Origin of the sequence: Quadrisphaera sp. DSM 44207, assembly GCF_900101335.1 — a bacterium.
Lineage (GTDB): Bacteria > Actinomycetota > Actinomycetes > Actinomycetales > Quadrisphaeraceae > DSM-44207.
In genome coordinates this window covers 1,212,092-1,227,629 of the sequence record NZ_FNKA01000001.1, presented here as the reverse complement: position 1 = coordinate 1,227,629, position 15,538 = coordinate 1,212,092, and the positions used below count along the sequence as shown (strand labels likewise).

Below are 15,538 nucleotides of genomic sequence, written 5' to 3'. Positions count from 1 at the left end.
TGCTGGAAGGAGCCGCCCCGCCATGACCGACAGGCCGGAGCCGGGCCGCCCGCACGACGCTCCCGCCGAGGGCCCCTGGACGCCGCCGGGCGCCGTGCTGCCCGGGCAGGGCGCCCGGCGCGCTCCCCTGCGCCGCCTCGCCGTCGCCGGGGTGCTGGTGCTGGCCGGGGCGCTGTTCGCCACCAGCGCGCGCACGGCGGCGGGCGGCGACCTGCGCCAGGACGCCTCCAGCCTGACGGGCCTGGTGCAGGAGGAGCAGCGCCGGATCCTGGCCCGCGACGCCCAGCTGGCCGACCTGCGCCAGGAGGTCGACGCCCTCACCGGCGCCGTGCAGGACCCGGGCGTGCAGCAGCTGCAGGAGCGCACGGCGCTGGTGGCGACGGCGGCGGGCGTGCAGCCCCTCACCGGGCCGGGCCTGGAGATCACGCTCGACGACGCCCCGCCCAACCGGCCGCAGCCGGAGGGCACCGTCCCCGAGGACCTCATCGTCCACCAGCAGGACCTGCAGGGGGTCGTCAACGCCCTGTGGGCCGCCGGCGCCGACGCGATCGTGCTGGAGGACCAGCGGCTCATCACCACGAGCGCGGTGCGCTGCGTCGGCAACACGCTGAAGCTGCAGGGCCGCCTCTACGCGCCCCCGTACACCGTGACGGCCCTCGGGGACCCGCAGCGGCTGCAGGCCGCGCTCGACGCCGCCGAGCCGGTGCGCGTCTACCGCCAGTACGTCGAGCGCAACGGGCTCGGCTGGGAGGTCCGCACCGGCGACGCGCTGACCGCGCCGGGCTGGACGGGCGCGGTGGACCTGCAGCACGCGCGGGCGCTGCCCGCGCAGGACGCCGGCACCGACGCCGGCACCGACGCCGCCGCGGGCGCGGCCGCGTGAGCGCCGGCGCGGCCGTGCGCACCGGGGTGCGCACGGCCGGGGAGCTGTGCATCACGGCGGGCGTGCTCGTGCTGCTCTTCCTGACCTGGCAGCTGTGGTGGACCGACGTCACCGCCGGGCAGGAGGCGCGCGCGAGCGCCGGCGCGCTGCGCGAGCAGTGGCAGGCGGGCGGCGCCGGCGCGCCGCAGCCCTCCCCCGGGCCGGCGCCGGCTCCCGCGCCGTCCTCCGTCCCCTCCTCCGAGGGCTCCGCGGCGCCGGTCGACGTCCCCGCCCCGTCCGCGCCGGAGCCGCCCGTGCCGGTGGAGCCGGGCCAGGGCGAGGCGTTCGCGCTCGTGCACGTGCCGCGCTTCGGGCAGGGGTGGCAGGTGGCCGTCGAGCAGGGCGTCGTCCTCGACGGCGTCCTCGACGACGGCGTCCTCGGCCACTACCCCGGCACCGCGATGCCGGGGGCGGTGGGCAACTTCTCCCTCGCCGGGCACCGGACGACGTACGGGAAGCCGCTCAGCCGCATCGCCGAGCTGCAGGCGGGCGACCCCGTCGTCGTCGAGACCGCGCAGGACTGGTACGTGTACCGGGTGCGCGAGGCGCTGGTGGTGCTCCCGAGCCAGGTCGAGGTGATCGCCCCCGACCCCGGCTCGCCCGGCGCCGCGCCGACCGAGCGGCTGCTCACCCTGACCGCGTGCCACCCGCGCTACTCGGCCCGCGAGCGCTACGTCGTCCACGCGGTGCTCGAGTCGTGGCAGCCGCGCGGCGCCGGGGACCCGCGGGCCCTGGCGGGCGCCGAGCCGGGAGGGGTGTGACGGTGTACGGCTGGCTGTGGCGGGCCCTGCCCGGCCCGGTGGGCGTGCGCGTCGCGCTCGCCCTCCTCCTGGCGCTGGCGGCGGTCGCCGCGTGCTTCCTCTGGGTCTTCCCCGCGGTGGCCCCCCACGTCCCCTTCAACGACGGCACCGTCGGTGCCCCGAGCCCCGCAGGAGGCGCCGGATGACCCGGGTCCTCGTCGTGGACAACTACGACAGCTTCGTGTGGACGATCGTCGGCTACCTCGAGCAGCTCGGCGCGGAGTGCCGCGTGGTGCGCAACGACGCCCTGGGCGCCGAGCAGGCCGCCGAGGCGGCCGACGCGGCGGACGGCGTGCTGCTCTCGCCCGGCCCCGGGACGCCGTCCACGGCCGGCGTGAGCCCCGACCTCGTGCGCCGGTGCGGCCGGACCGGGACGCCGCTGCTCGGCGTCTGCCTGGGCCACCAGGCGCTCGGGGAGGTCCACGGCGCCACCGTCACGCACGCGCGCGAGCTGCTGCACGGCAAGACGAGCCTCGTCGAGCACGAGGGCGCGGGGGTGCTCGCGGGCCTGCCCACGCCGTTCACGGCCACGCGATACCACTCCCTGGCCGTCGTGGACGCCACCGTGCCGGAGGAGCTGGAGGTCACCGGTCGCACGGCCGGCGGCGTGGTGATGGCCCTGCAGCACCGCGAGCTGCCGCTCTTCGGCGTCCAGTTCCACCCGGAGTCGGTGCTCACCCAGGGCGGGCACCGGCTGCTGGCCAACTGGCTCGCCGTGTGCGGCGACGAGGGCGCCGTGGAGCGCTCCGAGGGCCTGGCGCCGCTCGTGCGCGGCTGAGCCCGCCTCGACCCCCCAGTCGCGCAGCCGCAACTCCTCAGTTCCGGCCGCGGCCGCGGCCGGAGGAGGACTCGCTGGGCGTCTCCTCCTCGGACTCCTCGTCGTCCCCGTCGTCGGGCTCCTCGTCCGAGGTCGGGCTCTCCTCGGCCTGGGGCGTCTCGGTCGGCTCGGGCGTCGCCGTCTCCGTCACCGTGGGGGTCGGCGGCGGGGTCTGGGCGACGACGAGGGTCACGGTGGTGCCGGGGTCGACGAGGCTCGGCTCCGGGTCCTGCCGGAGGACGCGGCCCTCCTCGACCTCGGTGGTCTGCTCGAAGACGAAGGTGGCCCGCAGGCCGAGGTCGCCGAGCACCTCCTGTGCGTCGGTGTAGACCTGGCCCGAGAGGTCGGGCAGGTCCACCTGACCGCTGGAGCGGACGAGGTCGACCGTCGCGCCCGGGGCGAGCTCCTCTCCGGCCGCCGGCTCGGTGCGGATGATCCGCCCCTCGTCGACGTCCGGGTTCGGCTCGTCGACGACGTCCCCGACCCGGAAGCCGTCACCGGTGAGGGTGGTGAACGCCTGGGTCTCCGTCTGGCCGGACACGTCCGGGACGGCGACGGCCTCAGGGCCCGAGGACACGGTCAGGATCACCCTCGCGCCGGGCTCGAGGACGGTGCCCGGGCGCGGTTCCTGGTCCAGCACGGTGCCCACCGCCGCCTCGTCCGCCGTCTGCGTCTCCTCGCACGCCAGCTCGAGGGCGGTGATGCTCGCGCACGCCGTCGCGACGGGCTGGTCGCGGTAGTCCGCGAGCTCGATGTCGTCGCTCGTGCGCAGGTAGCGGGCGGTGGCGAAGGCGGTCACCGCGAACAGCAGCAGCGCGAGCAGCACCCACAGCCACACCCCGCGGCGGCGGCGGGGCTGCTCCCGCGCGGGCTCCGGAACGGCGCCGCCGGCCCCCGGACCGCCGTCGTCGAGCGCGGGCGCGGACGTCGCCGCCCCGGTGGCCGAGGTGGCGATGCCGGCGGCCGCGAGCGCGCGCGTGGCCTCCGTGCGGGTGGGCAGGGCCTGCGTGGCGGTGGCCGTGGCGAGCGCCACGGCGGGCGCGGCGACGGGCTGGCCGTGCTCCGCCGCGAGCAGGTCGACGCGGAACTCCTCGGCGTCGGCGTAGCGGTCCTCGCGGTCCTTGGCGAGCGCCTTGAGCACCACGCGGTCCAGCGCCTCGTCGACGGCGGGGTTGTGCGCGCTGGGGGGCCGGGGCACCTCGCGCACGTGCTGGTACGCCACGGAGACGGGTGACTCCCCCACGAACGGCGGCCGGCCGGTGAGCAGCTCGTAGAGCAGGCAGCCGGTGGAGTACAGGTCGGTGCGGGCGTCGACGGTCTCCCCGCGCGCCTGCTCCGGCGAGAGGTACTGGGCGGTGCCGATGACGGCGCTGGTCTGGGTCATCGTCGCCGAGGTGTCGGCCACGGCCCGCGCGATGCCGAAGTCCATGACCTTCACGTCGCCCGTCGGCGTGATCATCACGTTGGCGGGCTTGATGTCGCGGTGGACGATGCCGCGGCGGTGGCTGTAATCGAGGGCCGTGAGCACGCCCGCGGTGATGTCGACGGCGCGCTCGGTGCCGATGCCCCCGCCGCCGGACTCCACGAGCAGGTCGCGCACGGTGCGGCCCTCGAGGTGCTCCATGACGATGTAGGGCAGCTGCACCTCGGCGCCGCCGGACTCGACGAAGACGTCCTGGCCGGTGTCGTAGACGGCGACGATCGAGGGGTGGTTCAGCCCGGCGGCGGACTGCGCCTCGCGCCGGAACCGGGCCTGGAAGACGGGGTCGCGCGCGAGGTCCGCGCGCAGCATCTTGATCGCCACGCGGCGGCCGAGGCGGGTGTCGCGCCCCAGGTGCACCTCGGCCATGCCGCCGCGGCCGAGGACGTGGCCGACCTCGTAGCGGTTCCCGAGCATGCGCGGGACGCCGTCAGCGCGTCCGTGGTCGTTCACCCGTCCCCGCCCTCCTCGTCCTGCTGCTCTTCGACGGTACTGGCAGGAGGCAGGGCCGCCCGTGCTGACGGCGCCTCCGAGGAAGAGCTGGCAGAGGGCTGCGGCGTGGTCGACGACGCCGGCGCGGACGCCGACGCCGCCGACGCCGACGGCGGCGCCGAGGACGTCGGCGCCGAGGTCGTCGACGTCGTGCTGGTGGTGGTCGGCTCGGGCTCGCTCGGCTCCTCGGTCGCCGAGGGAGCGGAGGAGGTCGGCTCCGGCTCCGGTGACGAGGTGCTCGGGGCCGGCTCCTCCTCGACCTCCTCCTGGGTCCGCTCCTCGGTCGCCTCCGGCGTGGTGGTCACCTCCGGCTCGGGAGCCGTCACCGACGCGCTCGGCGTGACGGCGGGCGCGGTCGGCGCGGTCTCGTCGTCCTGGCCGAGGACGACGGCCGCGGCGACGACCGCGAGCACCGCGAGCAGGCCCAGCAGCGGCACGGTCAGGCGCCGGTGCGGGCGGCTGTCGGCCCCCGCACCGGCGCCCGCACCGGCGCCCGCACCGGTGGCCGGCCCGGGTGCGGGGACCGGGCCGGTGCGGGGGACGGCGCCGCCGCCGGTCTCCCACGGCTCGGGGGCGCGGCGCGGGTCACCGACGAGGGAGCCCGCCGCGGCGCCCGCGACACCGGCCGCACCGGCGCCGGCCGCCGCCGCGGCGCTGGCGCGCGCCTCGCGCCGGGTGGCGGGCGCGTCGGGGGCGCCGAGGGCCACGGTCGCGTCGGGGTCGCCCAGCGCGGGCGCCACCACGGTCGCCGCACCGGTCGCACCCGCAGCCGCGGCCCCAACCGCACCCGCGCCGGCGGTGCCGGCGAGCAGGCGCAGCGCCCCGGCGTCGTCGCCGTCCGCGACCCGGGAGGCGACCGCCGCGACCACCCCGGCGTCGCGCGGCCGGGCCGTGGGGTCCTTCGCCAGGCAGGCCGCCACGAGCGCCCGCGCGCCGTCCGGCACGCCCGGGGGCAGCGGGGGCGGGGGGTCGTTGACCTGCGCCAGCGCGATGGCGACCTGGGACTCGCCCGTGAAGGGCCGCTCGCCGGCGAGCATCTCGTGCGCGACGACGCCGAGGGCGTAGACGTCGGCCGCCGGCGTCAGGTCGCGCCGGCCCGTGGCCTGCTCCGGCGAGAGGTACGCGGCCGTGCCCATCACCTGGCCCGTGGCGGTGACGGGGGCCTCCGCCACCGCGCGGGCGATGCCGAAGTCGGTGACCTTCACCTCGCCGTCCGGGGTGACGAGCAGGTTGCCCGGCTTGACGTCGCGGTGCACCAGCCCGGCCGCGTGCGCGGCCGCCAGCCCCGAGGCCGCCTTCGCCAGCAGCCGCGCGGCGCGGCGCGGCTCCAGGGCCCCCTCGCGGGCCAGCAGGTCCGACAGCGGCTCCCCGGGCACGAGCTCCATGACGAGGTAGGCGCTGCCGTCGGACTCGCCGTAGTCGTACGTCATGGCGATGGCCGGGTGCGTCAGCAGCGCGCTGTTGCGCGCCTCGGTGCGGAAGCGGCCGAGGAAGCCGGGGTCGCCGGCCAGCTCCGCGCGCAGCACCTTCACGGCCACGGTGCGGCCCAGGACGTCGTCGTGGGCCTGCCAGACCTCCCCCATGCCGCCCGCGGCGATCGGCGCGGTCAGCCGGTAGCGCTGGCCCAGCACGGTGCCCACCTCGGTCCTCACGACTCCGTCCTCACTGCGCGAGCACCGCCTCGACGACCTCGCGCGCGATGGGCGCGGCGGTGCGGCCGCCGGAGGCCTGGTCGCCCGCGGAGCCGCCCTCCTCGACGACGACGGCGACGGCGACCCGCGGGTCGCCGGCCGGGGCGAAGCCGGTGAACCACGCGTGGGGGGCCCGGCCCTCGGCGTGCTGGGCCGTGCCGGTCTTGCCCGCCACCTGCACGCCGTCCACCTGCGCCGCCGTGCCGGTCCCGGACTCCACCACGCCCACCATCATCGCCGTCAGCGCCTGCGCGGTCTGCTCGGAGGTGGCCCGGCCCAGCTCGGTCGGCTCCGGCGCCTGCAGGACCTCCAGGTCGTCGCCGCGCACGGCGCTGACGAGGTTCGGGCGCATCACGACGCCGCCGTTCGCGACGGCCGCGGAGAGCACCGCCACCTGCAGCGGGGTGACCCGCACCTCGTACTGGCCGATGCTGGCCTGGGCCAGCTGCGGCGGCGCCATCGAGGCGGGCACGCTGCTCGGGGTCACCCGCAGCGGGATGCTCAGCTCCTCGCCGAAGCCGAAGGCCCGCGCCCGCTCCACGAGCGCGTCGGTGCCCAGCTCCATGCCCAGCGCCGCGAAGGCGGTGTTGCACGAGACGCGCAGCGCGTCCGCGAGGCTGACCTGGCCGCCGGAGCCGCAGCCCCCGCCGCCGCTGTTGCCGATCGTCGCGGTCGTCTGCGGCAGGTCCAGCTCGGCGACGCCGGTCAGGGCGCTCTCGGGCGTGGAGCCGGCCTCGAGCGCGGCGGCGGCGGTGACGAGCTTGAACACCGAGCCCGGCGGGTACAGGTCGCCGCCGATCGCGCGGTTGACCAGGGGGTCGCCCGGGTCCTCCAGCAGCTCCTGGCGGGCGGCCCGCACGGCCTCGGCGTCGTGGCTGGCCAGCGCGTTCGGGTCGTAGCTGGGGGAGGAGACCATCGCGAGCACCTCGCCGGTGCGCGGGTCGAGCGCGACGACGGCGCCCTCCTGGTCGCCCAGGGCCTGCGCGGCCGCCTCCTGGACGGCGGCGTCGAGCGTGGTCTCCACGACGGCGCCGCCGGGCTCGCGGCCGGTCAGCAGGTCCGACAGGCGCCGGTAGAACAGGTCGTCGGAGGTCCCCGAGAGCAGGTCGTTCGCGGCCTCCTCCAGGCCCGTGGCGCCGAAGACCACCGAGTACACGCCGGTCGCGTGCGCCCACAGCGGGCCCGCCGGGTACAGCCGCTGGTAGCGGAAGCGGTCGTCGACCTCCTCCGAGAGCGCGACCGCCTCGCCCTCGACGAGGATCGGCCCGCGCTCGCGGCCGAGCTCGGCGAACAGGGCGCGGGAGTTGCGGGGGTCGTCCTGCAGGCGGCCGGCGGTGACGAACTGCACCCACGTGCCGGCGCCCATGAGGACGACGAACAGGGACACCACGATCACGGACAGGCGCCGCAGGGGGCCGTTCACAGGCGCACCACCTGCGTCGCCGCGGCGTCCTGCTCCGAGGCCACCACGGGCGTGCCCGCCTCGGGGGCGGGAGCGGCGCGGCGGGCGGCGCCGGAGACCCGCAGGAGCAGGCCGACGATCATCCAGTTCGCGACCAGGGAGGACCCTCCGTAGGCGAGCAGGGGCATGGTCAGCCCCGTCAGGGGGATCACGCGCAGCACGCCGCCGGCGACGACGAAGCACTGCAGCGCGACGGCGAAGGACAGGCCGGCGGCCAGGAGCTTGCCGAACCCGTCGCGCGCGCCGATGGCCGTGCGCAGGCCCCGCTCGACGAGCACCAGGTACAGGAGCAGGACGGCGAACAGGCCCACGAGGCCCATCTCCTCGCCGAGGGTGGCGAGGATGAAGTCGCTCTCCGCGTAGGGCACCGTCTGCGGGCGGCCCTCGCCGATGCCCTCGCCGACCAGCCCGCCGCTGGCGAGGCCGAACAGGCCCTGCACCAGCTGGTAGCTGCCGCCGACCGGCGCGTCGTAGACCTCCGGGTCGAACGGGTGCAGCCACCCGTTCACGCGCGCCTGCACGTGGCTGAACAGGCTCCACGCCAGCACCGCGCCCCCGACGAACAGGGTCAGGCCGAGGACGATCCAGCTGACCCGGTGCGTGGCGACGTAGAGCATCGCGACGAAGAGGCCGAAGAACAGCAGCGAGGTGCCGAGGTCGCGCTCGAGCACGAGCACCCCGAGGCTGGCCAGCCAGGCCACGAGGATCGGGCCGAGGTCGCGCGCCCGCGGCAGCTGCAGGCCCAGCACCCGGCGTCCCACGAGGGAGAGGGTGTCGCGGGCCGTGACGAGGTAGCCGGCGAAGAACACCGTCAGCACGATCTTGGCCAGCTCCCCGGGCTGGAAGCCGAGCGGGCCCAGCCGGATCCAGATCCGCGCCCCGTTGATCGTCCTGCCCAGGCCCGGCACCAGCGGGAGGAGCAGCAGCACCAGGCCGACGACCATCGCCGTGAACGTGTAGCGGGCGAGCACCCGGTGGTCGCGCAGCACGGCGACGACGACGGCGGCCAGGACGACGCCGACGGCCGTCCACACCAGCTGGCGCGGGGCGAAGGCGTCGTCGCGGGCGACGTCCAGGCGGTGGATGAGGGCCAGGCCCAGGCCGTTGAGCACCGTCGCGATCGGCAGCAGCAGCGGGTCCGCGGAGGGGGCGCGCCAGCGCACCACCAGGTGCAGGCCGACGGTCAGGGCCGCCAGCCCGCCGCCGTAGCCGAGCAGCCCCGGGGGCCAGGCGCCCTCCGTCGCGACGCCGACCATGCCGTAGGCGCCCATCGCCAGCAGCAGGGCGGGCACCAGCAGCAGCAGCTCGACCCAGCGCTGGCGGCGCGGCGAGGAGGTGGGGGCGGTCGTCATGACGCCGCGTCGCCCGGTGCGCGGGCCTGGTCGCGCAGCTCCTCGACGATGCGCTGGGCGTGCGCCAGGTCGTCGGCCGGGATGGTCCCCTCCACGCGCTCGCGGTAGACCGGCGGCAGGTCCGCGACGGCGAGGTCCTCCTGCTCCACGACGCTCGACAGCGGCACGGGGCCGACGTCCTGCGAGAGCCCGCGGAAGACCGCCACCCGCTCGTCCTCGACGCCGACGTAGTACTGGCGCCCCAGCCAGGACCAGCCGGCCAGCACCCCGCCGCCGAGCAGGAGCAGCACCGCGCCCAGGGCGAGCAGCGGCCCGACGCGGCGGCGCCGGCGACCTGCGGGCGAGGCGCCCGGCCGCCCGGCCGCGGCGTCGTCCTCGGAGGCGGCGCCCGCGGCGCCGGCGCGGCGCGCGAGCTCCTGGCGGTCCCAGTCCCAGGCACGCTCGTCGCCCTCGGCGGGAGAGGGCAGGGTGCCTACGGCGCCGCCCGCGCGCAGCGGCGCGCCGGCCGGCGCGGCGTCGGCGCGCCCCGCCTCCCCGCGCGCCTCCTGGCGCAGCGGCGCGGCGGAGCGGGACAGGACGGCGGCGCGCGCCGCAGGGCTGGACGCGGCGGCCGAGGGGCGGGCGCGGTCGGCGGCGGCGGCCCCCACGACCTGCACGGCCGCCACCCCCGCGCCCGCGGCGCCGCTCGCGCCGGGGCGGCCCCCCGCGTCGCCTCCCGCGCCGTCCACCACGTCGGCCACGACGCAGGTGATGTTGTCGGGGCCCCCGGCGCGCAGGGCCAGCTGCACCAGGCGCTCGGCGCACGCGGCGCGGTCGGCCACGGAGGCCAGTGTCTCGGCGATGGTCTCGTCGCTGACGACGCCCGACAGGCCGTCGGAGCACAGCAGCCACCGGTCCCCCGGCAGCGCGGCGTGCACGGAGACGTCGGGCTCGGCGGCGGACTCGACGTCGCCGAGCACGCGCAGGATGACGTTGCGCTGCGGGTGCCGCTCGGCCTCCTCGGGCGTGATCCGCCCCTCCTCGACCAGGCGCTGGACGAAGGTGTGGTCGGTGGTCACCCGGGTCAGGACGCCGTCGTGCAGCAGGTAGCCGCGCGAGTCGCCGACGTGCGCCAGGACCAGCTCCTCGCCCGCGCGCAGCAGGGCCGTCACCGTCGTGCCCATGCCGCCCAGCGACGGGTCCTGCGCGACGCGGCGCAGCAGGGCCTGCTGCGCGCGGGCGACGGCGGCCTCCAGCTCCTCGGCGGCCCGGCGCGGGTCCTCCCCGCCCGCGGCGGCAGCGGCGCCGTCGCGGCCGGTGCCCGCGCCGTCGAGGGCGGCCAGCTCGCCGACCGCGACGGAGGAGGCGACGTCGCCGCCCGCGTGGCCGCCCATGCCGTCGGCGACGACGAGCAGGCGCACCCCGGCGTAGGCGGAGTCCTGGTTGTCGGAGCGCACCAGGCCGACGTCGGAGCGGGCGGCGGCGCGCAGGTGGACGGTCATCCGGCGGGCTGCCGGCGCAGCTCGAAGCTCGTGCGGCCGATCCTCACCGCGCTGCCGGGCGCGACCTCCACGGGCCCGGTCACGGGGACGCCGTCGAGCGTCGTCCCGTTGGTGGAGCCGAGGTCCTCCAGCACCCAGGCGCCTGCGCGCGGGCTGAGCCGGGCGTGGCGGGAGGACGCGTAGTCGTCGGGCAGCACGAGCGTGCACTCCGGCGCCCGACCGACGAGCACGGGAGCCGCGCCCAGCGGCAGCACCGTGCCGGCCAGGGGGCCGGCGGTGACCGCGAGCGAGCGCACCGGCGCCGGCGCGACGGGCGCAGCAGCGGGAACGGGCGCGGGGACCGGGGCGGGAACGGCGGCGGGTGCGGGGACCGGCACGGGGACCGGAGCCGGCGCGGGGACCGGGGCGCGGGCCTGCGCGGGCGCCGCGGCGCGACCGCCGCGCGCCCCCGCGCCCGACAGGTCGCGCCGCAGCACGCCGACGACGCCGATGACGAAGACCCACAGCAGGGCGAGCAGGCCCAGCTGCAGGACCGTGACGGTCAGCTGGCTCACGAGCGGTCCACCCCGCGCTCACCACTCCCCGTCGTCGCGGGCGGCCGCGCGGTCCGCCCCGGACAGGAAGGTCACGCGCGTGCGGCCGAGCAGCACCGTGCTCCCGTCGCGCAGGGGCGCCGTGCGCGTGCTCGGCCCGTCGAGGCGGACGCCGTCCACGACCGTGCCGTTGGTCGAGCCGAGGTCGTGGATGGCGGCCCGCGCGCCGTCGAGGACGACCTCCGCGTGCCGGCGCGAGACGCCCGGGTCGTCGAGGACGACGTCGCAGTCGCTGCCGCGGCCGAGCACCGTGCGGTCGCCCGTGACCTGGTAGCGGTGGCCGTCGACGTCGAGCACCGGGCGCGCCGGGGTGGCGACGGCCGCCGTGGCCGGGGCGATGGCGCCGCGCACGCGCGCGCTGCGGACGCGGAAGACGCCCGTGGCGAGCTCCTCGTCGCGCACGAAGCGCACGCTGACCGGGCCGGGGAAGGAGTAGCGCTGGGAGCGGGCGTGGTCGGTCACGGAGGCCGCCAGCTCCTCGGCGAGGTCGTCCTGCCAGGTGCAGATGCGGTCGTGGTCGCTGGGTCCGAGCTCGACGGTGAAGGCGTTGGGCACCAGCGTGCGGTCCGGGCCGACGACCGCGGCGGTCGTGTCGGTCTCGCGGCGCAGCGCGCTGGCCAGCTCCACGGGCTGCACCTCGCTCTTGAAGGCCCGCGCGAAGGCGCCGTTGACGACGCGCTCGACGCTGCGCTCGAAGCGGTCGAGCACTCCCACGGGTCCTCCTCGCGTCGCCGGTCCAGGCGCGTGCCCTGCCGGGGGATCGTAGCCGTGCGGGGGGCCGCAGAGCCCGCGACGGGCCGGGGGCCGCGCGCCCGCCGGCCCGGCGCGGGGGACGTCGCGGACGTGCCGGGCGCCCGCGCGGCCGCGGTCGGCCCCCGGGGCGGGCACCCCCGCCGTGCTAGTCTCGGCGCTGCTTCGCGCGAGTGGCGGAACAGGCAGACGCGCACGGTTCAGGTCCGTGTGCCCGAAAGGGCGTGGGGGTTCAACTCCCCCCTCGCGCACCGGGGCGAGCACGACGGAGGCCGCACCCCTTTCAGGGTGCGGCCTCCGTCGTGCTCGCCCCGGTCGGGCGGGCGCTGCCGCTCGGGACGAGCGCGACCGCTGCCGCGCCCGCGCGCCGACAGATCGCGCTGACCGGTCGCGCTGACCGGTCGCGCGCGACCCTCCTGTTGCCGGGCGGTGGTGGGCGGGTTAGGAAGGCGGCGCCCCGCCCCACCCCTGGAGGTCGCATGGTCTGGTCACGACGGCAGTTCCTCGGCGCGGTGGGCGCGGGGGCCGGCACGGCCCTGGGCGCGGGCGCGCTGGCGGGGTGCGGCGGAGGCGGCGGCTCGTCGTCCGGCGAGGACGGCCTGACCGTGGTCATCTGGGCGAGCGACGCGGAGCTCCCGGTCTTCCAGCAGCTCGCCGACGCCTACCGCGAGGAGACCGGGACGACGGTCACCCTCGAGAACCTGCCCTACGACCAGATCCTCTCCACCGTGGACTCGCGCCTGCAGTCCGGCAACGCGCCGGACCTCTTCCGCGTCTCCTACACCGACATCGGCGCCTACACCTCCGTCGGCGCGCTGGCCGACATCTCCTCCTCCCTGCCGGACGGGTTCGCCGACGCGTTCGTGCCCGGCCTGTGGCAGGCGGTGCTCAGCGACGGCGCGCCCGTCGGCGTCCCGCACCACACCGACGTCAGCGCCGTCGTCTACGACGTCCCCGCCTTCCAGGCCGCCGGGGTGCGGATCCCGACCTCCCTGGACGACGCCTGGACGTGGGAGGAGTGGACGGGCGTCCTGCAGCAGGTGAGGGCCGCGAACCCGGACGGCTACCCGCTGGCCGTCAACTGGCAGGCCGCCGGCGCCTTCCGCTGGCTGTCCTTCCTCGCGCAGGCGGGCGGCTCCGTGTACGGCGAGGACGGGCGGAGCGTCACCATCGCCTCGGACGCCGGGGCGCGGGCCCTGCAGTACGCGCAGGGCCTGTACACCTCCGGGCTGCACGACCCCAGCTTCCTCGTGCAGGCCGCGAACTACCCCGACGAGACGTTCCCCTCCGGGCGGCTGAAGTCCATCTGCGCCGGCGACTTCCTCCTGCCGCAGCTGGAGGAGACGGTCACCGGCTTCGAGTTCAGCGCCACGTACCTGCCCCGCGACGCCCAAGCCGCCACGGACCTCGGCGGCAACGCCGTCGTCGTGCCCGCGGACGCCCCGAACGTCGAGGAGGCGGGGCGCTTCGCCGCCTTCCTGGCCAGCTCGGAGAACATGCGGCTGTTCTGCGAGCAGACCACGGTGCTGCCCACCCGCACCGACCTGGCGGCCGCCGACCTGCAGTACGCGGTGCGCCCGGACCTGATGCCGGTCTTCGTGGAGCAGGCGACGACGATCCCCGAGTCGCTGGTGCGCACGTGCACCTCGCCGCGCTTCTCGGGGATCAACACCGCCCTGCAGCAGGAGCTGGAGGCGTGCTTCGGGGCCGGGCAGGGCGTCGACGAGACCCTGGCGAACCTGCAGGCGGCGATCGAGGAGCTCGGGGCGTAGGGGGTGGCCCTCCTCGGCTCCGCGGCCGCCCTCGAGCGCGTCCCCGCCGCCCGCCGCGGACGCCGGCGCCGCCGGGGCGAGGCCCTCACCGGCCTCGCCTTCACGGCCCCGGCGCTCGCGGTGTTCGCCGTGTTCATGTTCGTGCCGCTCGGGATGACGGGCTACTACGCCCTGACCGAGTACTCCGGGTTCGGCGAGCCGCGGTTCGTCGGGCTGGACAACTTCGCCGCGATGGCGCGCGACGACGTCTTCTGGCGCGCGCTGCTCAACACCGGCGTCTTCGCCCTGCTCGCGGTGCCGCTGAGCATGCTCGGCGGCCTGGCGCTGGCCCTGCTGCTGGACCGGGCGATGCCCGGCCGGGGGCTGCTGCGGGCGCTGTTCTACGTGCCCGTCGTGATCTCGGCCGTGGCCAGCGGGATCATCGCGCGCTGGATGTTCAACGAGGGCTTCGGCGTCGTGAACCGGGTGCTGCAGGCGGTCGGGCTGCCGGCGGTCAGCTGGCAGACCTCCGGCGCGGCGGCCATGGCCTCCGTCGTGCTCGTGGCGGTGTGGACCAACCTCGGGTTCGTCATGGTCGTCTACCTCGCGGGGCTGCAGGGCGTGCCGCGGGAGGTCTACGAGGCCTCCGCCCTGGACGGCGCGGGGCGCTGGCGCACGGTGCGCTCGATCACGTGGCCGATCCTGGCGCCGACGACCTTCTTCCTCCTCGTCTACATGGTGATCTCCACGTTCCAGGTCTTCGACCTCGTCATCGCCATGACGGGCGGGGGGCCGGCGAACGCCACGACCCTGCTCGTCAACCACGCCTACACCGAGGGCTTCCAGCAGCGGCGCCAGGGCTACGCGGCGGCGATCGGCGTCGTGCTGTACGCGATCGTGCTGGTGCTCACGCTCGTGCAGTGGCGCGCCGGACGCCGCCGGGACCTCGCGTGAGCGCGCCCGCGGCGTCCCCGCGCACCCGCCGCGCCGCCGCGCCCGCCCGCCCGGCCGTGCGCCGTCCCGGCCCTCGCCGCCCGCGGCAGGCGGCGGAGCGGCGGGTCACGGGCTGGCGGCTGACGGCCGCCGTCCTCGCGGCCGCGATCGTCGTCTTCCCGCTGTACTGGATGGCGGTCACGGCGCTGTCGAGCCCGGCGGAGCTGTACGCGCAGGACGCGGCGCTGCACCCGAGGGCGCTGCACTGGGAGAACTTCGTCGAGCCGCTGCAGCGCTGGCCCTTCCTGCGCTGGGCCGCCAACTCCCTCGTCATCGCGGTGGTCTCCGTCGTCCTGACCGTGGTGGTCAACCTCGCGGCCGGCTTCGCGTTCGCCAAGCTCGACTTCCCGCTGAAGAACGCGATCTTCCTCGCGATCATCAGCACGCTCATGGTGCCCGTGCAGGTGATCATGGTCGCGCAGTTCCAGCTGGTCGTGGACCTGGGGCTGGTCAACACCAGCGCGGGGGTGGTGCTGCCGCGCCTGGCGGAGGCGTTCGGGCTGTTCCTGTCGCGGCAGTTCTTCGCGTCCCTGCCGGACGAGCTGCTCGAGGCCGCCCGCGTGGACGGCGCGGGGGCCTGGCGCACCTTCGCCGCCATCGCGCTGCCGCTGTCGAAGCCGCTGGTCGCCGTGCTCGTGATCTTCACGTTCATGTGGCGGTGGAACGAGTTCGCGTGGCCGCTGGTGGCGCTGCAGGACACCGAGCGGTTCACGCTGCCGATCGGCCTGCTGTACCTGCAGGACCAGTACGGGCGCGACTACGGGGACCTCATGGCCATGACGCTGCTGTCGATCCTGCCGATGCTCCTCGTCTTCGCGGTCTTCCAGCGCTACTTCGTGGAGGGGATGGCGCGCACGGGCCTGAAGTGAGCAGCGGGCGTAGGGTCGGGGCAGTCCCGCCCGCCCCGTCCGCGCGGCGACGCGCCCCGCGGACGACGAGCCGAGACGGAGAGCC

The 15,538-nt window shown here is 76.8% G+C and carries 14 protein-coding genes and 1 tRNA gene; 8 read left to right on the top strand and 7 right to left on the bottom strand.

What is annotated here, in order from left to right; genetic code table 11:
* Nucleotides 1-22 precede the first annotated feature (22 nt).
* The 4 genes from BLS82_RS05885 to BLS82_RS05870 are packed head-to-tail and all read left to right on the top strand — an operon-like array spanning nucleotide 23 to nucleotide 2,500.
* Nucleotides 23-883, top strand: coding sequence for a DUF881 domain-containing protein (locus BLS82_RS05885; RefSeq protein WP_092862299.1), 861 nt, complete (start codon nucleotides 23-25; stop codon nucleotides 881-883).
* The gene (locus BLS82_RS05880) at nucleotides 880-1,683 is read left to right on the top strand and encodes a class E sortase (RefSeq protein ID WP_255378138.1); all 804 of its coding nucleotides are present in this window, start codon (nucleotides 880-882) and stop codon (nucleotides 1,681-1,683) included. The genes BLS82_RS05885 and BLS82_RS05880 overlap by 4 nt, the downstream gene beginning before the upstream one ends.
* Nucleotides 1,680-1,868: a hypothetical protein gene (locus BLS82_RS05875; protein WP_255378137.1), complete on the top strand. Its 189-nt coding sequence runs from the start codon at nucleotides 1,680-1,682 to the stop codon at nucleotides 1,866-1,868. Before BLS82_RS05880 ends, BLS82_RS05875 begins: the two co-directional genes overlap by 4 nt.
* Entirely contained in the window at nucleotides 1,865-2,500 is a 636-nt protein-coding gene (locus BLS82_RS05870; protein ID WP_092862297.1) for an aminodeoxychorismate/anthranilate synthase component II, read from the top strand. The genes BLS82_RS05875 and BLS82_RS05870 overlap by 4 nt, the downstream gene beginning before the upstream one ends.
* A 37-nt stretch (nucleotides 2,501-2,537) precedes the next feature.
* Here BLS82_RS05870 and pknB read toward each other — a convergent pair whose 3' ends face one another.
* Genes pknB through BLS82_RS05835 form a run of 7 tightly spaced genes read right to left on the bottom strand, consistent with a single transcriptional unit; the run spans nucleotide 2,538 to nucleotide 11,804 of the window.
* Nucleotides 2,538-4,472 carry a Stk1 family PASTA domain-containing Ser/Thr kinase gene (pknB, locus tag BLS82_RS05865; RefSeq protein ID WP_218123596.1) on the bottom strand — a complete coding sequence of 645 codons (1,935 nt, stop codon included), beginning with the start codon at nucleotides 4,470-4,472 and terminating at the stop codon, nucleotides 2,538-2,540.
* Nucleotides 4,469-6,163: a serine/threonine-protein kinase gene (locus tag BLS82_RS15615; protein WP_176818934.1), complete on the bottom strand. Its 1,695-nt coding sequence runs from the start codon at nucleotides 6,161-6,163 to the stop codon at nucleotides 4,469-4,471. The genes pknB and BLS82_RS15615 overlap by 4 nt, the downstream gene beginning before the upstream one ends.
* A 10-nt stretch (nucleotides 6,164-6,173) precedes the next feature.
* The gene (locus BLS82_RS05855; protein ID WP_092862295.1) at nucleotides 6,174-7,625 is read right to left on the bottom strand and encodes a peptidoglycan D,D-transpeptidase FtsI family protein; all 1,452 of its coding nucleotides are present in this window, start codon (nucleotides 7,623-7,625) and stop codon (nucleotides 6,174-6,176) included.
* A complete protein-coding gene (locus BLS82_RS05850) occupies nucleotides 7,622-9,016 on the bottom strand; it encodes an FtsW/RodA/SpoVE family cell cycle protein (protein ID WP_092862293.1) in 1,395 nt (464 codons plus the stop codon). Before BLS82_RS05850 ends, BLS82_RS05855 begins: the two co-directional genes overlap by 4 nt.
* Nucleotides 9,013-10,497, bottom strand: coding sequence for a PP2C family protein-serine/threonine phosphatase (locus BLS82_RS05845; protein ID WP_092862291.1), 1,485 nt, complete (start codon nucleotides 10,495-10,497; stop codon nucleotides 9,013-9,015). Before BLS82_RS05845 ends, BLS82_RS05850 begins: the two co-directional genes overlap by 4 nt.
* On the bottom strand, nucleotides 10,494-11,051 hold the full coding sequence (locus BLS82_RS16730; RefSeq protein WP_092862289.1) for an FHA domain-containing protein FhaB/FipA: 558 nt from the start codon (nucleotides 11,049-11,051) through the stop codon (nucleotides 10,494-10,496). Before BLS82_RS16730 ends, BLS82_RS05845 begins: the two co-directional genes overlap by 4 nt.
* Before the next feature lie 18 nt (nucleotides 11,052-11,069).
* Nucleotides 11,070-11,804 carry an FhaA domain-containing protein gene (locus BLS82_RS05835; protein WP_092862288.1) on the bottom strand — a complete coding sequence of 245 codons (735 nt, stop codon included), beginning with the start codon at nucleotides 11,802-11,804 and terminating at the stop codon, nucleotides 11,070-11,072.
* A gap of 203 nt (nucleotides 11,805-12,007) precedes the next feature.
* On the opposite strand from BLS82_RS05835, the gene BLS82_RS05830 reads away from it, so the two are divergent.
* The 4 genes from BLS82_RS05830 (at nucleotide 12,008) to BLS82_RS05815 (ending at nucleotide 15,453) form a co-directional block, all read left to right on the top strand.
* A tRNA-Leu gene (locus BLS82_RS05830) sits at nucleotides 12,008-12,091 on the top strand.
* A gap of 228 nt (nucleotides 12,092-12,319) precedes the next feature.
* Nucleotides 12,320-13,612 carry an ABC transporter substrate-binding protein gene (locus BLS82_RS05825; protein ID WP_092862287.1) on the top strand — a complete coding sequence of 431 codons (1,293 nt, stop codon included), beginning with the start codon at nucleotides 12,320-12,322 and terminating at the stop codon, nucleotides 13,610-13,612.
* A gap of 3 nt (nucleotides 13,613-13,615) precedes the next feature.
* Nucleotides 13,616-14,545 carry a carbohydrate ABC transporter permease gene (locus BLS82_RS05820; protein ID WP_218123595.1) on the top strand — a complete coding sequence of 310 codons (930 nt, stop codon included), beginning with the start codon at nucleotides 13,616-13,618 and terminating at the stop codon, nucleotides 14,543-14,545.
* Nucleotides 14,542-15,453, top strand: coding sequence for a carbohydrate ABC transporter permease (locus BLS82_RS05815; protein WP_218123594.1), 912 nt, complete (start codon nucleotides 14,542-14,544; stop codon nucleotides 15,451-15,453). The genes BLS82_RS05820 and BLS82_RS05815 overlap by 4 nt, the downstream gene beginning before the upstream one ends.
* Nucleotides 15,454-15,538: the final 85 nt, after the last annotated feature.